Here is a 26635-nt window from a genome sequence, read left to right on the forward strand (position 1 = left end):
ATGAAGGGTTTCACGGCAGTGGCGGATAGTTTGAGCGTTCAGGCATCGGATGATGATGCGCGTCTGGAATCGGCGTGGGACGCGATCCGCGCTGGGCTTCGCCGCGACATCGGCCCGCGCATGTTCGATCAGTGGCTGAAGGCCGCTCGGCTGGGCGACTATTGCCCCGAATCCCAGACGCTGGACCTGCTGTTCGCCTCCGACTTCACGGCCAATTTCGTGTCCGGTCATTTTGGTGACCGGCTGTGTATGGCATGGCGCTGTGCTGGCGTGGGGGTCCGGGAGGTCAGGCTTCGCCGCGCGCCTAACTCCATCGGCCCGCGCCTGCTCGAAGCCGCGCCGGTGGAGGAGGCGGCCGTTGGTGATCCCGTCTCGCTTGATGCCGCCCCCGCCTGCAACTTCCAGCCGCGCCACAGCTTTGCCGATTTCGTAACCGGTGAATCCAACCACCTCGCCTTTTCCGCGGCGCAGGCGATCGCGGCAGAAGCGCAGCCCCGCTTCAGCCCGCTTTTCATCCATGGCAGCACGGGACAGGGCAAGACGCACCTGCTCCACGCCATCGCCCAGCACTTCTCCACCCATTCCCCGGCCGCACCTGTGCTCTACATGTCGGCGGAGCGGTTCATGATGGAGTTCGTGAACGCGATGCGCGCGAACGAGACCATGATGTTCAAGGCGCGCCTGCGCGCCGCCCGGCTGCTGCTGATCGACGATATCCAGTTCATCGCGGGCAAGGGTTCGACGCAGGAAGAATTTCTCCACACTATCAATGACTTGATCGATTCCGGCGCCCGCATCGTCGTGACCGCCGATCGCGCCCCGCAACTGCTCGACTCGATCGACGCCCGCATCCTCTCCCGCCTTGCCGGAGGGCTGGTCGCGGACATCCGCCCGGCCGACCTCGACCTGCGCCTGTCCATCCTGGAAGCCAAGCGCGCCATCGCCGGCGACCCGCCAGTCCCTGACGCCGTCGTCGATTTCCTGGCGCGTTCAATTCGCTCAAACATTCGTGAGTTAGAAGGCGCTTTCAACAAACTCATCGCCTACGGCCAACTGACTGGTCGCTCGGTCGATCTGGAATTTGCCCAAAGCATGCTCGCCGACGCAGTGCGCGCCAACGCCCGCCGCATCACGGTAGACGAGATCCAGAAGGTCTGCGCGGCGCACTACAAGATCGACGCTTCGGAGATGCGGTCCAAGCGCCGCGCTCGCGCTGTGGCGAGACCCCGTCAGGTGGCCATGTATCTCGCCAAGAAGATGACGCCTCGGTCGCTGCCCGAAATCGGACGCATTTTTGGCGGCCGCGATCATAGCACGGTCATCCACGCCGTGCGCACGATCGAGGAACTGCGGCAAACAAACGCCGACATCGATGCCGACATCCGCACCCTCCTGCGCCAGCTGGAAAACTGACGCTGACAGCAGTGGAGCGGTGGATTAGGATGCAGCAGTGATCAGATATGTCGCCCTGCTGCTCGCCTCTCTACTTTCCTTCACGGCCGCTGCCGCTCAGGTTACGGCTTCTTCTCCTTCACAGGATGTGCAGGTCGCGCTCGATACAAATGCTGGCCGCATCATCGTCGCCGTCCATGTAGCCAAGGTGCCGATCACCGCGCGCAACTTCTTGCGCTACGTCGATCAGAAGCGGCTGGATGGCACCACATTCTACCGCGCTGTGGGGACAGCTGATTATGGCTTCGTCCAAGGCGGAACGCAGAATGATCCCGCGCGCACACTCCCACCCATCGCCCATGAGTCCACCACGCAAACCGGCCTCACACATGATGAAGGGGCGCTTTCCATGGCACGCTACGCGCCGGGAAGCGCTGCTGGCGATTTCTTCATCGTCCTTGGCAAGATGCCCAGCATGGATGCGCAACCCGCGTCGCCGGGCGATAATCAGGGCTTCGCTGTGTTTGCCCATGTGGTGGAGGGTATGGACGTGGTCCGCGCAATCCTGTCGGCACCAAAGTCGCCGACTGCGGGTGAGGGCGTTATAAAGGGGCAGATGCTTCAGCAACCCATAAGGATCACGACAGTCCGTCGGCTGCCCTGATCCTAACGAGCAGAAAAATTCGGCGGCTCCTGCTCCGAAGCGAAGACCGCCGACGAGCGTTTCGTCCGAGGTCAGCCCTTCCGTTCGGGCGGCAGGGTGATCTTCACATCCTCTCCATTCTGCCCCGGAAAGCCGGTGAACATCGCGTCGATCAAGTTGGGGACGAGATAGGTCAACCTGTTCGATAGGGACTGTGCAGAAGCCTTGCCTTCGAACAGCCGCCTATTGTCGGCCGCCCGATCGATCTTCATGCTGAGGTCGCTGGTATACACGGTATAGCTGCTGACGTCGCTGTAACCGGGGCCGAACAGCCACGGATCATAAAAGCCGTAGCCCCAAGGCCTACCCCAGCGGCCGCGCCAGCCCCAGCCGCCATAGAAATACGGATCGGGCGGGCCAAAGCCCGTAGAGCGCACCTTTTCACGCCCATTATCGACATGATAGGCGACGCGGACGATCAGGTCAGCGCGGGCCGGATCAGATGCTGGAGTGTAGCCGGTCTGGGCCAGGCGTTGACCTACCATCCCTGCATATTGCGAAAATTCTAGGCCACCGGCGAGACGGGGGTCATCGGCAACGACGGTGAAGCTCTGCCCGGCGGGTGTAGGCAATTGCTGGAAGCGCGCGACATTCGCTTTGAAGGATGAAGCACAGCCAGAAAGGGCGATCAGCGCCAACGTCGGCGCCGCAACCATACCAATCTTTTTGATAAGTTTCATATTCCTGCGTCCCTAAGGCAGAGAGCCAATACAACCTTGCGCCCGACAATAGCAGAACGCAACTGAACATCATTTGAACGCTCGAACAAGGCGGGCGGACGCAATTATGTCAGCTATAGGAAAGACGTCGCGGCGACCGTTATTCCGTCGACGGCGATGGGCAGCGTTTCAGCGCATCAGGCCCATCGCATCATAGGCCGCCCGCAGGGTCGGCTCAGCGGCGGCGCGCGCCTTGGCGGCACCATTTTCCAGTATGGCGTCGAGCGCCGCGTCATCCGTGCGCAGTTCAAGGAAACGCGTACGGATGGGCCGGAGGGTTTCAACCAGCAGTTCGCCCAAAGCAGGTTTGAAAGCCCCAAAACCCTTGCCCGCAAAATCGGCGCACACGGCGTCGGCCTTTCTTCCGGTCAAGGTCGCGTAGATGCCGATCAGATTATTCGCTTCCGGTCGGCCCTGCAGACCCTCTGCCGTTTCGGGCAACGGTTCCGGATCCGTCTTGGCCTTCTTCACCTTCTGCATGATCGCGTCATCCTCATCGGTGAGGTTGATGCGGCTCATGTCCGACGGATCGGACTTCGACATTTTCGCAGTGCCATCGCGCAAGGACATAATGCGCGCCGATTCCTTGGGGATGATCGGATCGGGCAAGGTAAACAGCTCGACCCCGAAATCCGTGTTGAACTTTGTGGCGATGTCTCGGGCCAGTTCGAGATGCTGCTTCTGGTCCTCGCCCACAGGCACATGGGTAGCGTTGTACACGAGGATGTCGGCTGCCTGGAGTACCGGATAGACGAACAGGCCTATCGAGGCGCCCTCGCGATCCTTGCCGACCTTGTCCTTGAACTGTGTCATGCGGTTCAGCCAGCCAATCCGCGCCGTGCCGTTCAGCAACCAGCATAGCTCCGCATGGGCGGGGACCCGTGCCTGATTGAACAGTACGGAGCGATCGGGATCAATCCCCGCAGCGACAAGCGCCGCCGCCATGTCCCGGACATTACGAATGCGCTGCTCGCGTCCCTCATGCACGGTGATCGAATGCATGTCGGCCAGAAAGAAGAAGCATTGGCTTGCCGCATCCATCTCGTCCTGCATGCGCACCCAATTGCGGATCGCGCCCAGATAATTGCCCAGATGCAGATTACCGGTCGGCTGGATGCCGGAAAGGACGCGCATTCTTCTATCCATTCTCTTGGGTTGTGGTTGAACCCCGTCGGCGCATGAGTGCCTTAAGGTCGGACACGCGATAGGCGCCCGTCAGGAAACAGGCTATCCCGTAAAGCGCTATCCCCGCGCCGACAAGCACGGCCAGCGCAAGATAACGCTGGATCATTGCCCCAGCTAACCATGGTTCAAGAAGGCTTTCGCCCGCGATGAGCGCGCCGCCCATGACCAGTGCTGCCAGCGCAAGTCGAGGAAGCCGTCGGCGCAGCTGCGCATCAGCGATGAAATGGCCGCGTTTTACCAGCGTTGCATAAAGCATGGCGACATTGACGGTCGAGGACATCGCAGTTGCCAGCGGCGGGCCTACATGCCCGAGCAGGGGGATTAGCGCGACATTGCCGATGATATTGATGAGGATCGACAGCATCGCATAACGCACCGGGGTCTTGGTGTCGCCACGTGCATAATAGCCAGGCGTCAGAACCTTCACGAGAACGTAGGACGGGAGGCCGATCGAAAAGGCGGACAATGCCCAGCCACAGCGACGCGCGTCCTCAACGCTGAAGCGGCCATATTGAAAAAGGCCGCGAACGATTGGTTCGGCGACCGTGATGAAGGCGATCGTCGCGGGCAATGTGAGAAACAGGGCCAACTCGACGCCGCGATTTTGCGTTTCCATGGCCACCTGCTCCTGCCCCGTCGACAGAAGCCGGGAAATGGTCGGCAGCAATATGGTGCCAAGGCCGATCCCGATCAGTCCGAGCGGCAGTTGGTTCAACCGATCGGCATAGTAGATATAGGTGATCGACCCAGAGGCTAGCAGCCAACCGGACAAGGCAGTGGAAATGAGCAGGTTGATCTGCGAAGCGCCAGCACCGGCGGCAGCTGGCACGATGAGACGCAGCAACTCACGCACATCGCCATCAAGGCGAGGGCGTTTGAGCTTCATCGAAACGCCCGCGCGACGGCAGGCCCAGATCAGCCATAAGAGTTGCAACGCTCCGCCCACGGTGACCGACATGGCCTGTACCCGCGCCGTTTCATATTCGTCCGCCCCGTGGAAAAGCCACAGCCCAACGATCATGGCGACATTCAGCAATATAGGCGCGGCGGCATTCACCCAGAATTTATCGAGCGAATTCAATATGCCGCCCAGCAACGACGCAAGGCTGATCAGCGCGAGATAGGGCAGGGTGATGCGCGACAACAGCACCGCAAAGGCAAACTGCTCCGGCGTCGGATTTTGGCGCGAGAAACCGCCGGACAACAGCCAGGTGATGGGGTAGGCCGCAGCAATCAGGATGACGGTGAAAAGGACGAGCACCGGCAGCAGGACGGCAAGCGCACGTTCGGCGAAATGATAGCCGTCCTCGACACCGCCCGGCCCCGCCGCCTTGCGGTTGAACATCGGAATGAAGGCTGCGGAAAAAGCGCCCTCCGCAAACAGGGCGCGAAACATGTTGGGCAGGCGAAAAGCTACGCCATTGAAGGCGTCTGACGCAAAGCCTGCACCGACATAGCGCGCGGCCAACGAGTCGCGGACCAGCGCCAGCACCCGGCTGGCGAGCGTCAGTCCGCCTACCGAGCCAAGCGCCTTGACCAACTTCATGGGGTTATCTCTCCCGCCGAGCGAGGTTGGGCTGGTCCGTTCTGCCTATGGCCGAAGCGCGGGGCAGTTCGCTTACTCCGCTTACCGCAAGCTTGGCGAGCCCAGCGGGAGCGGAGTGCGACCTCATATGTGCTTCAGGCGTGACCAGCCGGTTCGCCTGCGGTTTGTGCGATCGCCTGAGCCTGCTGCTCGTAAAGTCCACCGAAATCGATCGGGTCGAGCAACAGTGGCGGGAAACCGCCATCGCGGATCGCGTCGGCCAGCACGCGGCGGGCGAAGGGGAAGATCAGGCGCGGCGCTTCTGCCAGCATGAACGGCTGAAGCTGTTCGTCCGGCACATTGCGCATGCCGAAGATCGCGGCGTACAACAGCTCGACGGCAAAAGCCGTGCCCTGCGGAGCGAGCGCCTTTACCTCGATTTTCAACGAAACTTCTACGACTTCATCACCGACCTTGTCGGCCCCGATGTTGAATTGAACATCGATTTGCGGCTGGTCCGGCCACTGGTAGACGGCGGGCGAATTGGGGTTCTCGAACGAGAGATCCTTCACATATTGGCTGATGAGCGCGATCTGTGGGCTCGTGTCGGCGCCGTTACCCGCGCTGGTCTGGATCGTATCGGCTTCGTCGGCCATTTGAGTTCCCTGAATTTCCTGTTGATCCGGGGGCAACCGGCCCCAAGACGTTGGCCCGTGCGCTTAGCAGGGGCGGCGGGGCAGGGCAATGCCGCCGCCTAAAGGCGCCATTTGAATATGGGCGGAAACATGCCTATGTTGATTGCGTTGTCGTTTTCAGATCTAGTCTAAAGGGTTCTTTGCCCCGTGTATGTAATCGTGATCCTCGCCCTCATCGCCGGTTTTCTGGCGTTGCGGCTCTACTCCGTACTGGGAAAGCGGACGGGGCATGAGCAGGAACCTGCGTTGCGTCCGGCTGAGGAAAGGGCGAAGGTAACTGTTCTCCAGCCTCGCACGATGACGGACATGGCCGGTGATTCGGTGCGGTTGGCCGATGGCTTGATTGCCCAAGGTGGCGAAGCTGGCGTGCGCGCATTGATCGCGGCCGACCGGAATTTCGATGTCCCGCAATTTGTCGAGGGTGCGAAAGCAGCCTACAAGATGGTGCTGGAGGCATTCTGGCGGGGCGATCGTTCGGAACTGGAATGGTTGTGCGATACAGAAGTGCTGACCTCTTTCGAGGAAGCGATCGCACAGCGCGAGGCTGCGGGTCATGTGCTCGACAACCGTCTTGTTCGGATCGAAAAGGCGCAGATCGTGAGCGCCAGCGTCGATGGACGTGTTGCCGAAGTTTCGCTTCGGTTCGAGGCCGATATTGCAGCGGTGACCAGGGACAAGGAAGGCAATGTCGTCGCTGGTTCGCTGACTGATGCAGTGGGCACCAACGATATCTGGACATTCACGCGCGACTTGCGCAGCACCGATCCCAACTGGAAGCTTAGCGAAACCGACGAGGCCGCATGAACTTCAGGCAGCCGTGGGCAGCGCTATCGGCTGCGCTGCTCTTGTCGGCATGCGCGGGCGGTGTCATCCCACCCGGAGCGACAGGTCCTGCCCCTTCAAGGCAAGTGGGCGGCTCCGAGGCCCCGGTCAGTGCAGTTGCCGCTACGCCGCGCCCAGCTTTGCCGTCCACTACGCCATCGACCCAGGCTGCTGATAATTTAACGGCGGTCGCCGCCGGAGTTACGCGTGGTCCCGATATTGCGCCACTGATCGAAGCGGGAGAGCGTTCACGCAAGGCGCTGGAGGCATTTCGTCTTTCCTGCCCGTCGCTGATGAAGCGCATTGATCAAAGCGGCCTTACAAAAGGGTCGGACTGGAACAACGCCTGCGCTGCTGCGTCCAGCTGGCCGGGAGCGAGCGCCAACGAATTTTTTGCCCGCTATTTCGAGGCGGTGCAGGTTGGCCCTGGCACAGCGTTCGTCACGGGATATTATGAGCCGGAAATCTCCGGATCGCGAAATGAGCAAGCGGACTACCAGGTCCCGATCTATCGCCGTCCACCTGAACTGATCGACGTCAATCTTGGCTTGTTCAGTGACAGTCTGAAGGGCAAGACGATCCGCGGGAAAGTGCAAGGGAGCAATTTCGTCCCCTTTGACGAGCGTTCCCAAATCGTCGCTGGTGCGCTTGCCGGTCGCGGGCTTGAACTCGCTTGGGCGGCGGACCCGGTCGAATTCTTCTTTCTTCAGGTGCAGGGCAGTGGACGTCTGCTGCTGCCCGGTGGCGATGTCATGCGGATCGGTTATGACGGGCAGAATGGCCGCGATTATGCTGGCATTGGCAAGCTGATGAAGGATCGCGGGCTGATTCAGGCGGGATCGATGCAGGACATCATGGCATGGTTGCGCGCCAACCCGGTGGAGGGCGCGGAGATCATGAATGAAAACAAGAGCTTCGTGTTTTTTCGCGAATTGACGGGGCCGGGGCCGATTGGCGCTATGGGGGTGCCGGTGACGGCTGAGGCGACCGTGGCCGCTGATCCGCGATATGTCCCGATGGGGGCGCCCGTGCTGCTTTCGCTTGATCGCGCGGAGCCCAATGGAGTCTGGATCGCCCAGGATACGGGCGGTGCCATCAAAGGCGCCAATCGGTTCGACAGCTTCTGGGGCGCAGGCAGTCGCGCGCGATCGATCGCCGGGGGCATGTCGGCACGCGGAAGCGCGCTGATCCTGCTGCCCGTTGGATCGGCGGCGCGGCTGGCGTCACAATAATTGCTGCTGGCGATGGCCCGGCGGCATCTTTCCTCTGACGAACAGGCGCTTTGGAGCGCTCTTACTCGATCCGTTCGCCCGCTGCGGCCCGGTCGGCATAAAGTCGATATGGCTGAGCCTGTCGCAACGGTGCCGGGCAGTCGATCTTTGCCGCCTGTTCCCTTGCGGCCGATAGAAAACCGTCCATCCCGCTCCCCGACAGCTATTCTCGATACCGGGTGGGAGCGCCGTATCCGTGGCGGGACGCTGGTGCCGGACATGGCCATCGACCTTCACGGTCATACCCTATCGAGCGCGCATGTAATGCTGAATCAGGCGCTTTCTTCCGCATTGGCCCGTGATTTGCGCATCTTGCTCGTGATTACAGGGAAGCCTCCCAAAGCGGCCGTTCCAAACCGCGAATCCCGGCGGGGCGCAATCCGGGGTGAGATCGGTCACTGGCTGGAAACCAGCCCGTTTGCAGACCGGATCGCAAGCGTCAGACAGGCCCATCCGCGCCATGGCGGCGATGGAGCTATCTACATCATATTGCGGCGCAAAAAATAGCCGCCCCAAGGTCTGCCACTGACCTTTTCTTAACCAGCATCCTCCATAAGCATCCCGATCCGTGGCTCATTATCGAGCTGCGCTCTGGGCAGGAGGCACATGCAGGGCGTGACATTGAAAAGCCGCGCCACTGCCTTCGCCTGCGCCGCGGGGGCGCTGGTGTTCATCCTGTCGCTTGTGCTGGGGCAGGATCAGGCCGACGATATCCTGGGCATCGGCAGATCGCTGATCGTCGCGATCCTGTGCGGCACATTGAGCTGGGCCTCGGCGCGCCAGACGGTCGCCACGACCGCGAGCGCCATTGATGTCGCAACCGAAAGGTTGATCGCTGCTGCCCATGGTGATCTGCAATCGTCCGTACCGCCTGAGATCGCCGTCGAATTGCCGGACCTGTCGGTGGCGATGACCAGCCTGTTCAGTCAGGTCCGCACCAATCTGGACCATGTGCAAACGCTCGCATTGTTTGACCAGGTGACGGGCCTAGCCAACCGCACGAGCTTTTGCCGACAGGTCGAAAGGCTGCTTGCCGAGCGGGAAGAGACCTGTGCAGCGGCGCTGTTCTTTATCGATCTCGATGGCTTCAAGGGGGTGAATGACACGCTGGGCCATGCTGCTGGCGACCAGCTGCTCGCTCGTGTCGCCGGGCGCCTTCGCGAAGTCGTGATGGCGCAGGTCAGTGCAGGCATGAACGACGCGGTCATCGGTCGGCTGGCGGGTGATGAGTTTACGATGTTCTTCCCCCGGCTGTCCGCACCGGAGGCCGCGAGCCGCATCGCGCGCGCTATTCAGTTCGCGCTGAGCGAGCGCTTCGATCTGGGCAGCCAGCATATAGAGTTGGGCGCATCGATCGGCATCGCCTGCTACCCCGATCACGGCGATACCCTCTCTGCCCTGCTGCGATCCGCCGACATCGCCATGTATCATGCCAAGCATCGCGGCCGGAACCGGGCCGAGATGTTCACTGCCGAACTGGCGCTGGAAGCCGCCGACCGCGCCGAACTGGAGCGGGATTTGTTGCTGGCGCTGCAACGGGATGAGTTTATTCTGGAGTTCCAGCCGCAAGTGGAGGCTGTGAGTGGCCGGGTCGTCACGGCCGAAGCCTTGATCCGCTGGGAGCATCCCGAACGTGACATGGTCATGCCGGGCTTCTTCGTACCTGTCGCGGAGGAAAGCGGTGCCATCGTGGCGTTGGGCGATTGGGTAATGAGCCGCGTTTGCGAAACGGCGGCGCGTTGGTCGAAGGCCGAGATCGGGCAGCGCATCGCGGTCAACATCTCGTCACGGGAACTGTCCCAAGCGGATTTCTTCCTGCGACTGCGGCATGCCATGGCGGCGCATCAGACCCCGCCGCACATGCTGGAGCTGGAAATTTCCGAATCGCTGGCGATGGGAATGGACGAGCGGGTGCGTGCGCAGCTGAAAGCGCTGCGTGAGGAAGGCGTGCGGATCGCCATCGATGATTTCGGGACTGGTTATTCCAACCTGTCCCGCCTGAAGGAGCTGCCTGTCGATCGGGTCAAGATCGATCGGAGTCTGGTGCGCGACATCGCCATATCAGCCGAGGCACGTACGATTTGCAGTGCCGTTGTCGGCCTAATCCAAGGGTTGGGGATGGAGGTTGTGGTGGAGGGTGTCGAATCGGAAGCGCAAATGGAAATGCTGCGCGTTATCGGTTGCACGCTGTTCCAGGGATATCATTTCGCCCGACCCACCAGCGAGCAGGATTATCTGGCCCGCTTCGCACCAAAGCAGGCCATCCAGCGCCGCATGGTTTGAAGGTCAGGCCGCTAACGCTCTGCGAACAACCAGCGCGTATATGCGCGTCAGATCTTGCAGGTCCTGCAGAGCCACGGCCTCATCCAGCTTGTGCATCGTCGCATTGTTCAAGCCGAATTCGACCACGGGGCAGAGGCGCGAGAGGAAACGGGCGTCCGAAGTGCCACCAGTGGTGGAAAGTTCCGCTTCCACCCCGGTCACCTCCCTGATCGCTCCTGCTACAAGGCTGGACAAGGCTCCGGGTTCGGTCAAAAATGGTTCGCCGCTGATCTTCGCGGTGACGGTGCCGCCCTCGGCCGCGGAGATCGCGTTGATTCGTTCAATCAACAGCGCGCCATTATGTCGATCATTGAAGCGGATGGAGATACGCGCATTCGCTGCGGCTGGAATGACATTGGTTGCGGGGTTACCCACTTCCAAGTCGGTGATTTCGATATTGCTTGGCTGAAACCAGTCGGTGCCTTCGTCCAGCACCACGGCATCGATGGCGGCAAGAATGCGAACGAGCCGTGGCACGGGATTGTCGGCCAGATGGGGGTAGGCGACATGGCCCTGCATCCCTTCCACCCGGATCCACATATTCACCGAACCGCGTCGGCCCACCTTGATGACGTCGCCCAGCCGTTGGGACGAGGTAGGCTCGCCGACCAGGCAGAGGTCGGGCCGCAGTCCACGCGCGGCCATGCGATCCATGAGCGCCAGCGTACCGAAAACCGCAGGGCCTTCTTCGTCGCCAGTGATGATGAGGCTGACCGTACCCGGCAAGTCTTCCGGAATGCTGGCAAGCGCCGCGACGAATGCAGCGATCGCCCCCTTCATATCGACCGCGCCGCGACCATAGAGCAGGTCGCCGCGAAGTTCGGGTGTGAAAGGGTCGCTTGTCCAGCCATCCCCGGGCGGTACTACGTCCAGATGTCCGGCGAAGGCGAAGTGCGGACCCGCCCCGGTTGTCCGCCAGGCGAGCAGATTTTCGACCGGACCGTCAGGCTCCTCCCCCACAACAAAGCGATCGACGGTGAAGCCGAGCGGAACCAGCATCGCTTCCAGAACGGCGAAAACCTCACCCCGCGCGGGCGTTACCGAAGGACATGCAATCAGCTTTCGTGCTATGTCCACTGTGTCGGCATTGGTGCTGGTCATGCTCATGAGGCTGCGTTAGCGAAAGCCGAACGCCTTTGCCAGCGGAGGAAGAGATCATGCCCAAGATCGATCTTGCAGCCATAGAGCAGAGTAACAGGACCGGTTATCCGGCACCCTATTCTGTGGTAGTCGATGGACGCTGGGTGCGAAAGCTCGGCCATGGTTGCGGACTCGCCGATTTTGGCATCAGTCATGTCATATTGAAACCAGGCGCGGCTTCATCGCAGCGGCACTGGCATGAGGACGAAGATGAATTCGTCGTAATGCTGAGCGGGCAGGCCGTGCTGATCGAAGAAGAAGGCCGCTTTTCGATGCAGGCAGGTGACATGGCAGCTTTCCCCAAGGGAGAGCCGAACGGGCATCAACTGATCAATGAAAGCGACGGCGATTGCGAGTTCCTGGCTTTCGGGCGGGTGCCGCAGGGAGACGCGCATTATCCTGACATCGATCTTAGATGGTCGATGGGAAGCTATCGGCGCAAGGACGGGAGCGCTTTTTGAGCGGCTATCCGGGCTTCGACAGGCGCATGATGCTGGCGGGAATGGGAGCCGCGCTACTGGCCGCCAAGGCGCCTGCTCCAACCCTCATCAAGCCGCCGCGTTTGCGTCCGGGCGAGGTTGTGGGGCTTGTTGAGCCAGCGGGCTTTACAGATGACATGTTCGATCTGGCTGTCGTGCGGGAAACGATATTGGCGATGGGGTTGAAGCCCAAGCCTGCCCGCCATCTGGTCGAGCGATATGGCTATCTGGCGGGCAAGGACGAAGACCGGGCCGCCGATGTGAACGCGATGTTTGCCGATCCGGAGGTCCGGGCCGTGTTTGCTGTTCGCGGCGGATGGGGATGCGCGCGCATCCTGCCCCATCTGGACTTTGCAACGATTCGCGCGAATCCCAAGCTGCTGATCGGATTCAGCGATATTACCGCGTTACACATGGCCTTTGCGGCGCGGGCGGGCTTTACCACCATCCATGGCCCCAATGCTGCAAGCAGCTGGCCGCAATTCAGCTGGGACGTCTTTCGCGCGATTGCCTTCGAAGGCGCTACACCGACCTTGATCAACCCGCAGCCCAAGGAGGACCGGCTGGTTCCATTGGGCGGACGCATCCGGACCTTTGTGGGAGGACGTGCCAGCGGGCGATTGCTGGGCGGCAATCTGACCGTGCTGGCGGCCATGATGGGCACGGGCTGGCTGCCTGACTTTGCGGGTGCCATCCTGTTTCTGGAGGATGTGGATGAGGCGCCCTACCGGATCGACCGGATGCTGACCCAGCTGTCGCAGGCAGGCATTCTGGGCAAGGTGTCGGGCGTGGTTTTTGGTCAATGCACAGGCTGTGGCGCACGCGAGCCGTCCTATGGCGGTTTCACCTTGTCCGAAGTGCTGCAACAGCATTTCGGTCCCCTTGGCGTTCCAGCATTTCAAGGCGCTGCCATAGGTCATGTCGCGAGCCAGTTCAGCCTGCCATTGGGCGTGCGCGCGGAAATTGATGCTGATGCGGGGAGCATCCGCTTGCTGGAGGCGGCGGTTAGCTGAGGATTCACTCCGTTTCGTCTGAGGGACGGATGTAAGCTCCGCGCCCATCGGGCGGGATCAGTTCGTTATTCCTTATGGTCAGTGTCAGCATATTGAAACCGGGCTGCGGCACGTCTTTCGTCGGTTCGGCCAGTAGCCGGACGGTGCCATTTTCCTCCTGCCAGCGTCCTTCGGCGAAAAGATCAAGAGCGCCGTAGACGAGATACCATTGAAACCGCCCATCCGGCCGGAGCATCAGTTCAGAGCCGGTTTCCATGACTCCACGAAGATAATAATGGCCCGCCCGCTGAGTGGGTGAAGGCTCTGCCAAGGCTGCTGTGGCGAAGAAGGCCACCAGCGGTAGGAAGGGTGCGATCAGCCGCATGCGAGCCAAGATAACAGATTTTGGCGACGAAAGCCTGTCTTGCGACTAGACCCGGCTGAAGGGGAGTAGCTCTTCATAAACCTGGAGCGGTGGTTTCCCTTCCACGCGCGCGCCTTTCCGCATCAGGAACGCATGGCGGATGATCTCCGCCTGTTGTTCAAGTCCATACCTGCCGAAAGGCCGCCCCGGCATTATGTCGTAACCATAGCGACAGAAGGGGTGGCGCATCAGCGGCAGATACCATTTGCCGCCCCTTTGCGCCTGCCAGACATGGGTCATCTCGTGGATGAAATGACCCTGCAAGTGCAGCCCCTGGTCGCAGAAATCGGCGCAGAAGAGGCCGCTCTTGGGATTGAACCAAATATGCCCGTCCGGCGACATGGTCACGCGGGCGGGCTGAAATGGCCACCATTTATGATTGTGAGCCCGCACCTGATCATAGGCGATCGCATCGCCAAAGACCGAGCGAGCTAGCGCGACTTCTCCCAAGGTCAGAGGTCGGCTGGTCAATGCTTATTTTACTTCCTCGGCCTTGGGAGTTGGCGCGCCAGGCTTCTGGATCGCGGCATCGACCAGCAGGCGGTCGCCATTGGCGAGGAGGAAGGTCAGCGTCATCTTGCCCCGGCTGATAGCCGTATCATTGACTCCCCAGATCATCAGATGCTTGCCTCCGGGCGCGAAGGCGACTTTCGTCTTGGCGGGAATGTCGACTGAATCGACCTTCTGCATCATCATCATGCCGTTATGATCCATGCTCTCGTGCATCTCTACCTTGAGCGCATAATCGGTGAGCACGCCGCGTAGTTGCGTCGCTGCGTCACCGCCATGCACCACAAAATATCCAGCCGATGGCGTATCCTTGTTGGGACTGAGGCGTACCCAAGCTTGGTCAATATAGGTCGGTGCAGGATCGCCGCATGCCGCAAGCGTGAAAGGAGCGGCAAGGGCAAAAAGGCTGAAGAGTGCGCGCATCAGGAGGCTTTCGTGACTGTCTCGTTTCCGGTCGGTTGTTACGGTAATCGCCCGCGCTTCTTGTGCCAAGAAAGATCACGCCTATATCCCATCCGCAAACGGCCTTGCCTTGGCGCTTTCGTGAGGTATGGGGCCATCAACCGCTGAATGAAATTGGGGTTTAAGAGGACAAGATGGGAAAAGTAATCGGCATTGACCTTGGCACCACCAACAGCTGCGTGGCTGTAATGGATGGCGGCAAGCCCAAGGTGATCGAAAATGCGGAAGGCGCGCGCACCACGCCGTCGATCGTTGCCTTCACCAAAGATGGCGAGCGCCTGATCGGCCAGCCCGCCAAGCGTCAGGCCGTCACCAATCCGGACAATACGATTTTCGCGGTGAAGCGCCTGATCGGCCGCCGCTTCGATGATCCGACGACGAAGAAGGACATGGAGCTGGTCCCCTATCACATCGTGAAGGGCGGCAATGGCGACGCGTGGGTTCAGGCGGGGGGCAAGGATTATTCGCCTTCGCAGATTTCGGCCTTCACGTTGCAGAAGATGAAGGAAACCGCCGAGAGCTATCTGGGCGAGACCGTCACGCAGGCGGTCATCACCGTTCCGGCTTACTTCAATGACGCGCAGCGTCAGGCGACCAAGGACGCTGGCCAGATCGCGGGTCTCGAAGTCCTGCGCATCATCAACGAGCCGACCGCGGCCGCGCTCGCCTATGGTCTCGACAAGCAGGACGGCAAGACGATCGCTGTCTATGACCTTGGCGGTGGCACCTTCGACATCTCGATCCTCGAGATCGGCGACGGCGTGTTCGAAGTAAAGTCCACTAACGGCGACACCTTCCTGGGCGGCGAAGATTTCGACGCCAAGGTCGTCGAATATCTGGCCGAAGGCTTCAAGAAGGATGAGGGCATCGACCTCACCAAGGACAAGCTGGCGCTCCAGCGTCTGAAGGAAGCAGCCGAAAAGGCCAAGATCGAACTGTCTTCGGCACAGTCGACCGAAGTCAACCTGCCCTTCATCACCGCTGACCAGAATGGCCCCAAGCACCTGGTGAAGAACATCACCCGCGCCGATTTGGAGCGTCTGGTGACCGACCTCATCAAGCGCACCATGGAGCCCTGCAAGAAGGCGATGGCCGACGCTGGTATTTCCGCCAGCGAGATCAGCGAAGTCGTCCTCGTCGGCGGCATGACCCGCATGCCCAAGGTGCGCGAGGCCGTGAAGGAATTCTTCGGCAAGGAACCGCACACCGGCGTGAACCCGGACGAAGTCGTCGCCATGGGCGCGGCGATCCAGGCGGGCGTGTTGCAGGGCGACGTCAAGGATGTGCTGCTGCTCGACGTCACTCCGCTTAGCCTCGGCATCGAAACGCTGGGCGGCGTGTTCACCCGCATGATCGACCGCAACACCACCATCCCCGCCAAGAAGTCGCAGGTCTACTCGACCGCCGACGACAATCAGCAGGCGGTGACGATCCGCGTGTTCCAGGGCGAACGTGAAATGGCGGCGGACAACAAGCTGCTGGGCCAGTTCGACCTGGTCGGCATCCCGCCCGCGCCGCGCGGCGTGCCGCAGATCGAAGTGACCTTCGACATCGACGCCAACGGCCTCGTCAACGTCCATGCCAAGGACAAGGGCACGGGCAAGGAACAGCAGATCCGCATCCAGGCTTCGGGTGGGCTGTCCGACGCCGACATCGACCAGATGGTCAAGGACGCTGAACGCTTCGCCGAAGAGGACAAGAAGCGGCGGGAAGGCGCCGAGGCAAAGAACAATGCCGAAAGCCTGATCCACACCACCGAACAGCAGCTCAACGAGCATGGCGACAAGGTGGACGCGGCTCTGAAATCCGAAATCGAAACCGCGATCGCCGCGACCAAATCCGCCGTCGAAGGCGGTGACGCCGAAGCGATGAAGGCCAAGGCGCAGGAACTCGCCCAGGTCGCGATGAAGCTCGGCCAGGCGATCTACGAGAAGGAACAGGCTCAGGCCTCTGCTCCGGGGGCTGAAGCTCCGAAGGCTGATGACGATGTCGTGGACGCCGAATTTTCGGAAGTGGACGACAACAAGGCATAAGGCCCGATGAAACGGTTCTCGACTTCGCTCGAACCGAACGGTTATGGTAGCCGCTACCGCCGTTCGTGCCGGGCGAAGCCGAGGGACGTGCGCGCGCCGGGGGCGAGATGAGTAGCGAATTGGACTATTACGAACTGCTCGAGGTCGAGCGCACCGCCGACGCGGGCGTGATCAAGAGCGCCTACCGCAAACTGGCGATGAAATATCACCCGGACAAAACCGGGGGATGCAGCGACGGTGAAGCGAGATTCAAGGCGGTTTCCGAAGCCTATGAGTGCCTGAAAGACCCGCAGAAGCGCGCAGCCTACGATCGCTACGGTCACGCTGCCTATACCAATGCCCAGAATGGTGGCGGTGGCGGCTTCAACGGGCGTGGCGGCGCGGGCGGCTTTTCTGACCTCGGCGATATTTTCGAGACGATCTTCGGCCAGAGCGGCTTCGGCGGCGGTGGTCGTCAGGCGCAGCGGCGCGGCGCGGACTTGCGCTACGACATGGAGATCACGCTCGACGAAGCCTATCATGGCAAGAAGACCGAAATAGAGATCGAAGTCTCCGCCTCTTGCGAAAGCTGCGACGGGTCGGGCGCGCAGCCCGGCACCGGCGTCAAGACCTGCGGCACTTGCGGCGGTCATGGCCAGGTCCGCGCTCAGCAGGGCTTCTTCGTGGTCGAGCGCACCTGCCCCGGCTGTCATGGCGCGGGTCAGGTGATCGAAAGCCCCTGCCGCACCTGCCGTGGCGAAGGGCGTGTGGACAAGCCCAAGACGCTGTCCGTCAACATCCCGGCCGGCGTCGATGAAGGCACCCGCATCCGCCTGTCGGGCGAAGGCGAAGCAGGCGCACGCGGCGCACCTGCGGGCGACCTCTACATCTTCCTTCATGTAAAACGGCACACTCTGTTCGAACGCGACGGCACGACGCTTTTCTGCCGCGCGCCGGTCAGCTTCACCACAGCGGCACTCGGTGGCTGCATCGAAGTGCCCGGCCTCGACGGCCAGCGGCATGAGATCAAGATCCCGAGCGGCATCCAATCGGGCAAGCAGATCCGCCAGCGGGGCGCGGGCATGCCGGTGCTGAACGGGCGAGGGCAGGGCGACCTTGTGATCCAGGTCGATGTCGAAACCCCGACCCGCCTTTCCGCAAAGCAAAAGGAACTGCTCGAAGCCTTCCGCGACACGGAAACCGGCGAGGAATGCCCGCAATCCACCGGCTTCTTCAGCAAGCTCAAGGAATTGTGGGGCGACTAAGCGCGCTCTGTTCCAGACCTGAAAATCAGAAGGCCGGGCGCAGCATCATCTGCCCCGGCCTTTTTGCATCAGCTAGGCAGAACTCGTTTCGCTCACCAGTCAACGTTCGTTTCGTCGCCCGGCGGCTCCCGACCAAAGTCGGTCGTCAGTCATGATGATTTTGCATCCCAAAAACCTGCCATTCAGACCAGGAAGACAACCTACCAATTGAGTTAAGCGCCTTCCAGGTGCCCGCAACCCAGCCATCCGTCATCGCCACCCGTAAATAATGCCAATGCCTCGCCTCAGGCCGCCAAAAACATGTCCGGATCGATCGCCATCAGGCTTTCGGCGCCACCCTCGATCTTCCGCCTCAACGCGCCCGCATCCGGCATGATACGCTCCGCGAAAAAGCGCGCCGTGACCAGCTTCGCCTCCAGATAGCGCGCATCGCCTTCGCCCGCTTCCAGCAGCGCCGCCGCCGCCTTCGCCATGCGCAGCCACATGAGGCCCGTCGAAACGATACCCAGGATATGCATATAATGCACCGCCCCAGCCCCGGCATTGTTCGGGTTCTGCATCGCATTCTGCATCAGCCACATGGTCGCCGCGCCCAGCTGCCCGCTGGCCTTCTCCAGCGCCTCGGCCACGCCAGCCAGCTTCTCATTGCCCTTCGCCTGCGCGACCTCGTCAGCCACCAGCTTCAGGAAAGACTGCAAAGCCCGGCCGCCATTCATCGGCAGCTTGCGGCCGACCAGGTCCATCGCCTGCACGCCGTTGGTGCCTTCGTAGATTTGGGCAATACGGGCGTCGCGTACATATTGTTCGGCGCCATTTTCCCAGATGTAGCCATGGCCCCCGAACACCTGCTGGCACATGACCGCAACGTCGAAGCCTTTGTCGGTGCCATATCCTTTCAGCACCGGGGTTAGAAGCTGGACGAGATCGTCGGCGGCCTGCCGTTCCTCCTCCGTCGCGGCGTGCTGCGCCAGATCGACCTGAAAGGCGCCCCACAACATTAGCGCGCGTAACCCTTCGGTCAGCGCCTTCGCCTCCATCAGCATGCGCCGCACATCCGGGTGGACGAACAGCGTATCGGCTTTTTCGTCTTTGTCTTGCGGGCCGGTCAGTGCGCGGCCTTGCCGCCGGTCGCGCGCATAATGGACCGCATTTTGGAACGCGATTTCCGCTTGGCCAAGCCCCTGCATGCCCACCCACATGCGCGCGGCGTTCATCATGATGAACATGGCGGCGAGGCCCTTATTCTCCTCGCCCACAATCCATCCCTTGGCGCCGTCATAATTCATGACGCAAGTGGCGTTGCCGTGAATGCCCATCTTGTGTTCGAGCGACCCACAGGACACCGCGTTGCGCTCACCCAGCGACCCATCGTCATTCACCAACAGCTTGGGCACGACGAAAAGGGAGATGCCTTTGCTGCCTTCGGGCGCGTCCGGCGTCTTGGCGAGGACGAGGTGGATGATATTTTCGGTCAGGTCTTGCTCACCGGAAGAAATGAAGATCTTCGTGCCAGTGATTGAATAGCTGTCGTCACCCTGCTTCACCGCTTTGGTCTTGATGAGGCCAAGGTCCGTGCCCGCATGGGGTTCGGTCAGGTTCATCGTGCCCGTCCATTTGCCAGACACCATGTTGGGGAGATATTTCTGCTTCTGCTCTTCGCTGCCCTTGGCGAGCAGAGCGGAGACAGCCCCGCTGGTCAGGCCATGATACATTTCGAAGCTGTGATTGGCCGACAGGACATATTCGCCAACAGCCGACGCGACGACATTGGGCAGGCCCTGTCCGCCATATTCGACCGGCGCGTGCAGTGTGGTCCATCCACCTTCCACATAGGTGTCGAACGCCTGCTTGAAGCCCGGCGGCGTCGTGACGCTGCCATCGGGGTTTCGAACGCAACCTTCCTTGTCGCCGACGGCATTGAGCGGAAAGAGTACTTCCTCAGCAATCTTCGCGCCCTCCGTGAGGATGGCATCCACCAGATCCGGCGTCGCGCTCTCAAAGCCGGGCAGATTGGCATAGCGATCGAGGCCCACCACATGGTCGAGTATGAAGCGGGTTTCGCGAATCGGGGCGGAATAGCTAGGCATCAATCTTCTCCGGTTATCTTTCTCGTCGCGAATGCTCAGGGCTTGTCGAGAGCTGTGACAAAGCCCGAAAGTTCCGCGATGGCGGCATCTATGTCGCTTTTCTGGCGGGTGAGCAGTTCGATGCGAGCCTTGCATTTGGCGACTGTGACGCGCCGCTGCTCCTCATGTTCCTCATCCGCATCGTAAAGGTCGATCATTTCGCGGATCTCGGCGAGGCTGAAGCCGACTCTTTTGCCACGCAGAATCCAGGCAAGCCTAGCGCGGTCACGGCGCGAATAGATGCGGGCAAGGCCATGACGTTCCGGTGCGATAAGCCCTTCATCCTCATAGAAACGCAGGGCGCGGGCCGTCACGTCGAACTCCTCCGACAGATCGGTGATCGTGTAGTTCTGTCGTTCCTTGTGGTCGGGCAGTTCGATGCCCGCGATGCTGCTGCGCTGGTCCATGGCGTCTTAGCTAAGAAAGGTTGACGTTAACGTCAAGCATGATCTGCGGCAATTTGCCCTGATGACAGTCGGGCCTGGAGAGGTTAAGCGGCCCCTAATGACGGGGGCAATCAGACAATCTGAAGTCGCGCGGGGCTTGCTTTCCGCGTTGGCGCTGCTCGTCCTGGCCATCCAGTTGATTACGCCCGCCGGTTTCATGCCGGTTCGTACGGAGCGGGGCGTGATGGTGACCCTTTGCACGGGGCGGGGCGCGGTCAGCGTTCTGGTCGATCGCGATCAAGCGCCGGGTAAAGAACATCATTCGCAGGATGACGGCGTCCCGGTTCAGCAACATTGCTCCTTTGCCGCCTCGGTTCAGTCGGTGGTTCCTCCGCTGATTCTCGCCGATCTGCCGTTGCCAGCGTGGCAGACTGTTTTTGGGCCTATCGCATTCGCGCTCAAGACGGGGCTGATCGCCCGACTTGCCGCACCGCCCCCGCCATCATCCGGCCCTCCGCTGTCCTCCTGAAGCTGTCGTTTATTGCCGCGCTGAGCGCGGCGCGATTTTCTTGAGGATGAATTCATGTCTGCATTTACCGCTTTGCGCAGCGTGTCGCTGTGCGCTCTTGCCTGTTCGCTGCTTGCCACCCCTGCTTTCGCTGATGAAGCTGGCGATCAGGGCCGTATCATCGTGACCGCCAGTCCTACGGTAGAGGACGCCGTTACCCATATAAGCCGGACGGCGGGCGGCGCCGATGTCGTTGCTGCCAAGGATTTCGAAGACAAGCTGGCCGTATCGCTGCGCGACGCGTTGGCCTTCTCCGCAGGTGTCTACACGCAACCGCGCTTTGGTCAGGAGGTGCGCATTTCGATACGCGGTTCAGGACTGTCGCGGAGTTTCCATATGCGGGGCCTGACGCTGTTGCAGGATGGCATTCCGATCAACATGGCGGACGACAACGGAGACTTTCAGGAACTGGATCCGCAGGTGTTCCAGCATTTGGAGGTCTATCGCGGTGGCAATGCGCTGCGACTTGGTGGATCGACATTGGGTGGCGCTATCAACGCGGTGACACCCACCGGACGGACGATGCCGGGCACGGAGTTGCGCATAGATGGCGGCTCGTTCGATACGCTCCGTGCGAAGGCGGCCCATGGTTATGCCGATGCTCGTGGTGACGCCTGGGCAGCGATTACCGCCGACAGGTCCGATGGGGACCGCGCTCACGGAGAGAGACGCGCCCTGCGTTTCAACGGCAATGTTGGGATCAAGCTGAACGATCGGGTGGAAACCCGTTTCTATGTCAGCGCCCAGACGATCCGGCAGAAGCTGTCGGGAGCGCTGACCGAAGCGGATGCCTTGAATGATCCGGGAAAGGGCAACTTCGCAGGTGATCAGGCGCGCAACATCGATTCCATCCGGTTTCAAAACCGCACCACGGTTGAACTGGACGGCGGTCAACTGGCCTTTGGCGCCTATTTCAATGCGAAGGCTCTAAACCATCCCATTTATCAGGTGGTCGATCAGAAATCAGAGGATCGTGGACTGTTCGCCAGCCTCGACCTTTCGGGAGAGGTGCAAGGCCTCCCGGTCGAGCTGACCTTGGGAACGCAGGCACGTTTTGGCCATGGTGATTTCCGGCAGTTTGTTAATATCGACGGCAAAGCGGGCGCTCTCACGTCCATGCAAAAGGCGCGGGCGCAGACGATCAACAGTTATGCGGAGGCCAGGATCGCTCCGGTTCAGGGACTATGGCTGATCGCAGGCGGCATCTATACGCATGGTGAGCGGCAACTGGACAATCGCCTCGCGCCTTCACGCAGCGGCGAGGCTAAGTTCGACAGCTTCGCGCCTAAATTCGGGCTTCTGTATGCACCCTCTCAAACAGTGCAGGTCTATGCAAATTACAGCCGTTCTGTGGAGTTGCCTGGCTTCATCGAACTGGGCCAGATTGCCGCTGGACCAAGTGGCCCGCTGCCCGGCTTCACGCCACTCGACGCGCAGCGGGCCTGGACGGTGGAAATCGGCACGCGTGGCAGCATGGGGCCAGCCCGTTGGGACATAAGCCTCTATCGCGCGGACCTGAAAGGCGAGTTGCTGCAATATAATGTCCAGCCGGGCGTCATTCCGGCGGCAACATTCAATGCGGATCGGACAAGGCACCAGGGCATCGAGGCCGCGCTGGACCTGACCATCGCGCCGTGGGCGACGTTGCGGCAGGTCTACCAGTATAGCGACTTCCGTTTCCGGAATGACGCGCAATTTGGCGACAACCGCCTGCCCGTCGTGCCACGTCATTTCTACCGCGCCGAAGTTAAGCTGGGAACCGATCGCGTCAGCATCGCTCCGGCTGTGGAATGGGTGCCGCAGGGTGCCTGGGCTGATTATAACAATAGCAAGCGGGTTGATGGCTATGCGATGTTCAACATCGGGGCGCAGGCGCAATTGACGAAGGGCGTCAGCCTGTTCGTCGATGCACGCAATCTGACGGGGAAGCGAGCGATAGGCGATATCGGAGCGCTCGTAAGCTACAAACCGGACGATCCATCGATCCCTGGGAACCAAGCCAGCGCCGCCTTCTATCCCATCGAACGCCGGGCGGTTTACGCGGGCCTGCGCGCGCGTCTCTGAAAAGGCAGCGGCCTATCCTCATGAGGGGGTGGAGCGGGGCGGTAAATGCGGCTAGAGGCGGCGCCATGTTGCGTCTCTCCGGCCTCAAGCTGCCCCTCGACCACCCGGCCGATGCGATGCCTGCCGCCATTTGCGAGCGGCTGGGAATTGAGGCATCGGACCTCGTCCGTCACGTCATCGTGCGCCGGGGAAATGATGCCCGGCGAAAAAGTGCAATCCAACTGGTTTATAGTGTCGATGTCGAGCTGGTGGACGAGGCCGCGGTGCTTGAACGGCTGGCGGGCGACCACGATGTGCGCCGCCGCCCGGATACCGACTACCGCTTTGTTACGCATGCGTCACAGGGCTGGTCGGGGAAGCGCCCGGTCGTGGTGGGCGCAGGCCCATGTGGGCTTTTCGCGGGACTGATCCTTGCGCAGATGGGCTTCCGGCCTATAATCCTGGACCGTGGCAAGGTTGTGCGGGAGAGGACCAAGGATACCTGGAGCCTTTGGCGGCGGGCCGAACTGAACCCCGACAGCAATGTCCAGTTCGGGGAAGGTGGCGCGGGCACCTTCTCGGATGGCAAGCTCTACTGCCGTGTGAAGGACCCGCGTTTCCTGGGCCGCAAGGTGTTGGAGGAATTTGTCGCTGCGGGCGCGCCTGAAGATATATTGACCGAAGCGCATCCCCATATCGGGACGTTTCGCCTCGTGAGCATGGTCGAAAGCCTGCGCCGCCAGATCGAGCAGCTGGGCGGCGAATATCGCTGGCAGCACAAGGTCGACGAACTGGAAATGGAGCGGCAAGGCGACGGAACGCAGCGCCTGCGCGGACTGCATCTTTCCGACGGTAGCTTTATAGAGGCCGACCATGTTGTGCTTGCCGTCGGACACAGTGCCCGCCCGACTTTCGAGATGTTGCACCGGCGCGGCGTTCATATCGAAGCCAAGCCTTTTTCAATAGGAGTGCGGATCGAACATCCACAAAGTTGGATCGATCGAGCCCGCTACGGCAACTGCGCGGGTCACCCGGTACTTGGAGCGGCGGCCTACAGCCTTGCGCATCATTGCGAGAATGGCCGCACCGTTTACAGCTTCTGCATGTGTCCGGGGGGACGCGTGGTCGCTGCCACGTCTGAAGAAGGACGTGTCGTCACCAACGGCATGAGCCAGTATAGCCGCGCGGAATTCAACGCCAATTCAGGCCTGGTGGTTGGCATAGAGCCGGATCGGGATTTCCCCGGAGGGCCTTTGGCGGGCATCGACCTTCAACGGCATTGGGAAAGCCAGGCCTTTGTCGCAGGCGGATCTTCCTACTGGGCTCCAGGCCAAAAGGTCGGCGATTTCATGGCGCGGCGTCCCTCCACAGGGCTGGGGGAAGTCGTCCCTTCCTACAAGCCGGGCGTTACCATGACCGATCTGTCCCTTTGCCTGCCTGACTTTGCAATCGACGCCTTTCGCGAGGCGCTGCCTGCATTTGGCCGACAGATTGCCAATTATGATCACCCTGATGCGGTCATGACCGGTGTCGAAACCCGAACCTCATCCCCCATCCGCATCACACGCGGTAAGGATTTTCAGAGCCTGAATGTGGCCGGACTTTACCCGGCTGGCGAAGGCGCGGGCTATGCAGGCGGCATATTGTCGGCGGCCATTGATGGCATCAAGGTTGGGGAAGCCGTCGGCTTGGCGATTTCCACCTGAGTCGTGCGGCGTTGCCGTAAGGTAAGGGCCTGAAAATCAAGTCCGTGCCGAGGCTTAGCCAAAATTCTTTCCAAGCTGAGCCAAATAAAGCGGATAAGCCACATTCGATCGGAAAATTAAGCTCCGATGAAATAATTCTTATGCCCATGACTTCATTGGTGATAATTTGTTACCCGGTCAGGCGGCTTTGCAATATATAAGCAGCCGCTGCTCTCGGCTGGTCCGACGCTGCCGCAGCGGCCTTTCAGTAAAAATTACTAGAGAAACAGAGGAGGCCTCTATGTATGCCAAGCCTGTGATGGCGGCGCTTTGCGTCTGCTTGGCTGTGCCGATGGCGGCAGATGCCAAGCAGGGATCTGGGCAACTGACGGTGGTAGCACCCGATAAAAGCGCAATAAGCTATGAAAAGTGGACGGATCGTACAGCATCAAGATTGTCGCGGAGCATCCGTCAGGCAACGTCTCTTTATCGTGACGGAGCATCGGTTGGATATTCCCGCGTGCAGTTCCGGCTGGGAGAACAGGGGCGGCCGGAGAATATTTCTCTGGCGGGCTCTTCGGCATCCCGCAGTGTCGATCGCATATCGATGCGCGCTATCCGATCGATGGGGTCGCTTTACCCCTTACCGCAGGAGGTGCGCCCCGGGTCGAAGTTCGAGGCATGGGTGATTGTTGCGAATGATGCGACGGACAGGGACAACATGCTGAGCAGTTTGCGCGCTCAACACTTTGCGCAGGCGGCGGCCGATCGGCCGATCCTTCTGGCGGCGCGTTAAATAGCGGAAAAGTCGGCTCCAGGCGCGCGGCATGAAGTGTGCGTCTTGAGCAGCGTGAAACTTACCGTCAAAGGCGGCGTTCCCATGCCATGCGCCGCCTTCATTTCGATCTTCACAATGGCACCGGCTTTACCCGCGATGACGAGGGGCGGGAGTTGGCCGAAGAGGCTGATGCCCGTGCTCTTGCCATAAGCAGCATCCGCTCGATCCTGAGCGAGGAAGTGCTGATGGGCGTCGTCGATCTGACGGGCTGGATCGACATAAGGAGTGATTCTGGCGTACAGATGGGACGGGTGTCCTTCAGCGAGGCTGTGTGTCTCCGGCTCGCCCCAGGAGACCGCGATGGTAGAGGTGCATCTCGCCAAGCTTAGGTTCCGTCACCCGTTATCTCCGGAAGAGGAAGAGGCGATCCGGGCGATCACGCCGCCGGGCCGCCATGTGCCTCGCAACAGCATCATCGTGCATGAGGGCGAACCTCTGGAGGCGAGTACATTGCTGCTCGAAGGGGTTATGTGCCGTTTCAAGGATTTGGCGGACGGCAAGCGGCAGATCACGCAAATCCACGTAGCGGGCGACTTTGTCGACATTCATGGCTTCACGCTCAAGCGGCTTGAGCATGATGTCATGACGCTGACGGATTGCGTCGTGACCCTGGTGCCCCATGAGCAAATCCGCCAGTTGATCGAGCAGTGGCCGCGTATCGGCCGTCTGTACTGGTTCAGCACAAACCTGGATGCGTGCATGAGCCGCGAATGGGAATTGTCGCTCGGCCAGCGTTCGGCGGCGGGCCGGATGGCGGCTCTTTTTTGCGAACTATATGTCCGTCTACAGGTGATCGGTCAGGCGAACGACTGGTTCTACATTGGGATGAGCCAATCTCAGCTCGCCGACAGCCTTGGCATGACGGCGGTCCATGTAAACCGCACTCTCAGATTGCTCCGCGACCGGGGGCTTCTGAAATATCAGCGGGGTGAAGCGCAGATCATTGACCTTGAGGGTTTGAAGTCTCTCGCCGAATTCGACGCGCGCTATCTCTATCTCGATCCCGACCCGCTTTGACATGGATCCTCAAGGAAGGTGTTGATTTCGTTCCGGTTAAGGTGTCGATTGGTG

At 60.8% G+C, this 26635-nt stretch carries 26 protein-coding genes; 16 read left to right on the forward strand and 10 right to left on the reverse strand.

From position 1 onward, the window contains the following. Together dnaA and ACZ5YV_RS00010 are read left to right on the forward strand one after the other, a co-directional pair. The gene (dnaA, locus tag ACZ5YV_RS00005) at positions 1-1413 is read left to right on the forward strand and encodes a chromosomal replication initiator protein DnaA (RefSeq protein ID WP_464788026.1); all 1413 of its coding nucleotides are present in this window, start codon (positions 1-3) and stop codon (positions 1411-1413) included. A gap of 37 nt (positions 1414-1450) precedes the next feature. Further along, positions 1451-2056 (forward strand): peptidylprolyl isomerase, encoded by a 606-nt coding sequence (locus ACZ5YV_RS00010; RefSeq protein WP_464788027.1) that lies wholly within the window; start codon positions 1451-1453, stop codon positions 2054-2056. Positions 2057-2127: 71 nt separating this feature from the next. Here ACZ5YV_RS00010 and ACZ5YV_RS00015 read toward each other — a convergent pair whose 3' ends face one another. From ACZ5YV_RS00015 to secB, 4 genes are all read right to left on the reverse strand, one after another. Next, positions 2128-2775 carry a DUF4136 domain-containing protein gene (locus tag ACZ5YV_RS00015; RefSeq protein ID WP_464788028.1) on the reverse strand — a complete coding sequence of 216 codons (648 nt, stop codon included), beginning with the start codon at positions 2773-2775 and terminating at the stop codon, positions 2128-2130. A 168-nt stretch (positions 2776-2943) separates the two neighbouring features. Then, positions 2944-3948 (reverse strand): tryptophan--tRNA ligase, encoded by a 1005-nt coding sequence (gene trpS, locus ACZ5YV_RS00020; protein ID WP_464788029.1) that lies wholly within the window; start codon positions 3946-3948, stop codon positions 2944-2946. Positions 3949-3952: 4 nt separating this feature from the next. Beyond that, a complete protein-coding gene (gene murJ / locus ACZ5YV_RS00025; protein WP_464788030.1) occupies positions 3953-5545 on the reverse strand; it encodes a murein biosynthesis integral membrane protein MurJ in 1593 nt (530 codons plus the stop codon). A 134-nt stretch (positions 5546-5679) separates the two neighbouring features. Then, positions 5680-6180, reverse strand: a complete 501-nt coding sequence (gene secB, locus ACZ5YV_RS00030) for a protein-export chaperone SecB (protein WP_464788031.1) — start codon at positions 6178-6180, stop codon at positions 5680-5682. Between the two features lie 186 nt (positions 6181-6366). Here secB and ACZ5YV_RS00035 point away from each other — a divergent pair, with 186 nt between their 5' ends. From ACZ5YV_RS00035 to ACZ5YV_RS00050, 4 genes are all read left to right on the forward strand, one after another. Next, positions 6367-7023, forward strand: coding sequence for a Tim44/TimA family putative adaptor protein (locus tag ACZ5YV_RS00035; RefSeq protein WP_464788032.1), 657 nt, complete (start codon positions 6367-6369; stop codon positions 7021-7023). Next, positions 7020-8273, forward strand: a complete 1254-nt coding sequence (mltA, locus tag ACZ5YV_RS00040; protein WP_464788033.1) for a murein transglycosylase A — start codon at positions 7020-7022, stop codon at positions 8271-8273. The genes ACZ5YV_RS00035 and mltA overlap by 4 nt, the downstream gene beginning before the upstream one ends. Positions 8274-8285: 12 nt before the next feature. Beyond that, complete coding sequence (locus ACZ5YV_RS00045) at positions 8286-8819, forward strand: Smr/MutS family protein (RefSeq protein WP_464788034.1); 534 nt, start codon at positions 8286-8288, stop codon at positions 8817-8819. 99 nt (positions 8820-8918) lie between these two features. Beyond that, complete coding sequence (locus tag ACZ5YV_RS00050) at positions 8919-10595, forward strand: putative bifunctional diguanylate cyclase/phosphodiesterase (RefSeq protein ID WP_464788035.1); 1677 nt, start codon at positions 8919-8921, stop codon at positions 10593-10595. A 3-nt stretch (positions 10596-10598) separates the two neighbouring features. On the opposite strand, the gene dapE is transcribed toward ACZ5YV_RS00050, so the two are convergent. Then, complete coding sequence (dapE, locus tag ACZ5YV_RS00055) at positions 10599-11741, reverse strand: succinyl-diaminopimelate desuccinylase (protein ID WP_464788036.1); 1143 nt, start codon at positions 11739-11741, stop codon at positions 10599-10601. 50 nt (positions 11742-11791) lie between these two features. On the opposite strand from dapE, the gene ACZ5YV_RS00060 reads away from it, so the two are divergent. Further along, entirely contained in the window at positions 11792-12235 is a 444-nt protein-coding gene (locus ACZ5YV_RS00060) for a cupin domain-containing protein (protein WP_464788037.1), read from the forward strand. A 26-nt stretch (positions 12236-12261) separates the two neighbouring features. Continuing rightward, on the forward strand, positions 12262-13266 hold the full coding sequence (locus ACZ5YV_RS00065; protein WP_464789235.1) for a S66 peptidase family protein: 1005 nt from the start codon (positions 12262-12264) through the stop codon (positions 13264-13266). A gap of 4 nt (positions 13267-13270) precedes the next feature. Here ACZ5YV_RS00065 and ACZ5YV_RS00070 read toward each other — a convergent pair whose 3' ends face one another. From ACZ5YV_RS00070 to ACZ5YV_RS00080, 3 genes are read right to left on the reverse strand one after another with little or no spacing between them, the layout of a single operon-like run. Beyond that, positions 13271-13630, reverse strand: a complete 360-nt coding sequence (locus ACZ5YV_RS00070) for a hypothetical protein (protein ID WP_464788038.1) — start codon at positions 13628-13630, stop codon at positions 13271-13273. A 45-nt stretch (positions 13631-13675) separates the two neighbouring features. Next, the gene (locus tag ACZ5YV_RS00075) at positions 13676-14140 is read right to left on the reverse strand and encodes a vgr related protein (protein WP_464788039.1); all 465 of its coding nucleotides are present in this window, start codon (positions 14138-14140) and stop codon (positions 13676-13678) included. A gap of 3 nt (positions 14141-14143) precedes the next feature. Further along, complete coding sequence (locus tag ACZ5YV_RS00080; protein WP_464788040.1) at positions 14144-14602, reverse strand: copper chaperone PCu(A)C; 459 nt, start codon at positions 14600-14602, stop codon at positions 14144-14146. 173 nt (positions 14603-14775) lie between these two features. On the opposite strand from ACZ5YV_RS00080, the gene dnaK reads away from it, so the two are divergent. Continuing rightward, on the forward strand, positions 14776-16674 hold the full coding sequence (gene dnaK, locus ACZ5YV_RS00085) for a molecular chaperone DnaK (RefSeq protein ID WP_464788041.1): 1899 nt from the start codon (positions 14776-14778) through the stop codon (positions 16672-16674). 107 nt (positions 16675-16781) lie between these two features. Continuing rightward, a complete protein-coding gene (dnaJ, locus tag ACZ5YV_RS00090) occupies positions 16782-17918 on the forward strand; it encodes a molecular chaperone DnaJ (RefSeq protein ID WP_464788042.1) in 1137 nt (378 codons plus the stop codon). 284 nt (positions 17919-18202) lie between these two features. On the opposite strand, the gene ACZ5YV_RS00095 is transcribed toward dnaJ, so the two are convergent. Beyond that, positions 18203-20005 carry an acyl-CoA dehydrogenase C-terminal domain-containing protein gene (locus ACZ5YV_RS00095; protein ID WP_464788043.1) on the reverse strand — a complete coding sequence of 601 codons (1803 nt, stop codon included), beginning with the start codon at positions 20003-20005 and terminating at the stop codon, positions 18203-18205. Positions 20006-20040: 35 nt separating this feature from the next. Continuing rightward, complete coding sequence (locus ACZ5YV_RS00100; RefSeq protein WP_464788044.1) at positions 20041-20451, reverse strand: MerR family transcriptional regulator; 411 nt, start codon at positions 20449-20451, stop codon at positions 20041-20043. Between the two features lie 97 nt (positions 20452-20548). Here ACZ5YV_RS00100 and ACZ5YV_RS00105 point away from each other — a divergent pair, with 97 nt between their 5' ends. The 6 genes from ACZ5YV_RS00105 (at position 20549) to ACZ5YV_RS00130 (ending at position 26581) form a co-directional block, all read left to right on the forward strand. Continuing rightward, the gene (locus ACZ5YV_RS00105) at positions 20549-20959 is read left to right on the forward strand and encodes a DUF2946 family protein (protein ID WP_464788045.1); all 411 of its coding nucleotides are present in this window, start codon (positions 20549-20551) and stop codon (positions 20957-20959) included. Between the two features lie 54 nt (positions 20960-21013). Continuing rightward, the gene (locus tag ACZ5YV_RS00110; protein WP_464788046.1) at positions 21014-23062 is read left to right on the forward strand and encodes a TonB-dependent receptor family protein; all 2049 of its coding nucleotides are present in this window, start codon (positions 21014-21016) and stop codon (positions 23060-23062) included. 65 nt (positions 23063-23127) lie between these two features. Continuing rightward, complete coding sequence (locus ACZ5YV_RS00115; RefSeq protein WP_464788047.1) at positions 23128-24747, forward strand: NAD(P)/FAD-dependent oxidoreductase; 1620 nt, start codon at positions 23128-23130, stop codon at positions 24745-24747. A gap of 280 nt (positions 24748-25027) precedes the next feature. After that, the gene (locus ACZ5YV_RS00120; RefSeq protein WP_464788048.1) at positions 25028-25522 is read left to right on the forward strand and encodes an energy transducer TonB family protein; all 495 of its coding nucleotides are present in this window, start codon (positions 25028-25030) and stop codon (positions 25520-25522) included. Positions 25523-25611: 89 nt separating this feature from the next. Next, positions 25612-25893 (forward strand): DUF6894 family protein, encoded by a 282-nt coding sequence (locus ACZ5YV_RS00125; protein ID WP_464788049.1) that lies wholly within the window; start codon positions 25612-25614, stop codon positions 25891-25893. Then, a complete protein-coding gene (locus ACZ5YV_RS00130; protein ID WP_464788050.1) occupies positions 25865-26581 on the forward strand; it encodes a Crp/Fnr family transcriptional regulator in 717 nt (238 codons plus the stop codon). The genes ACZ5YV_RS00125 and ACZ5YV_RS00130 overlap by 29 nt, the downstream gene beginning before the upstream one ends. Positions 26582-26635 lie beyond the last annotated feature (54 nt).

The sequence above is a fragment of the Sphingobium sp. TomTYG46 genome, assembly GCF_055396345.1.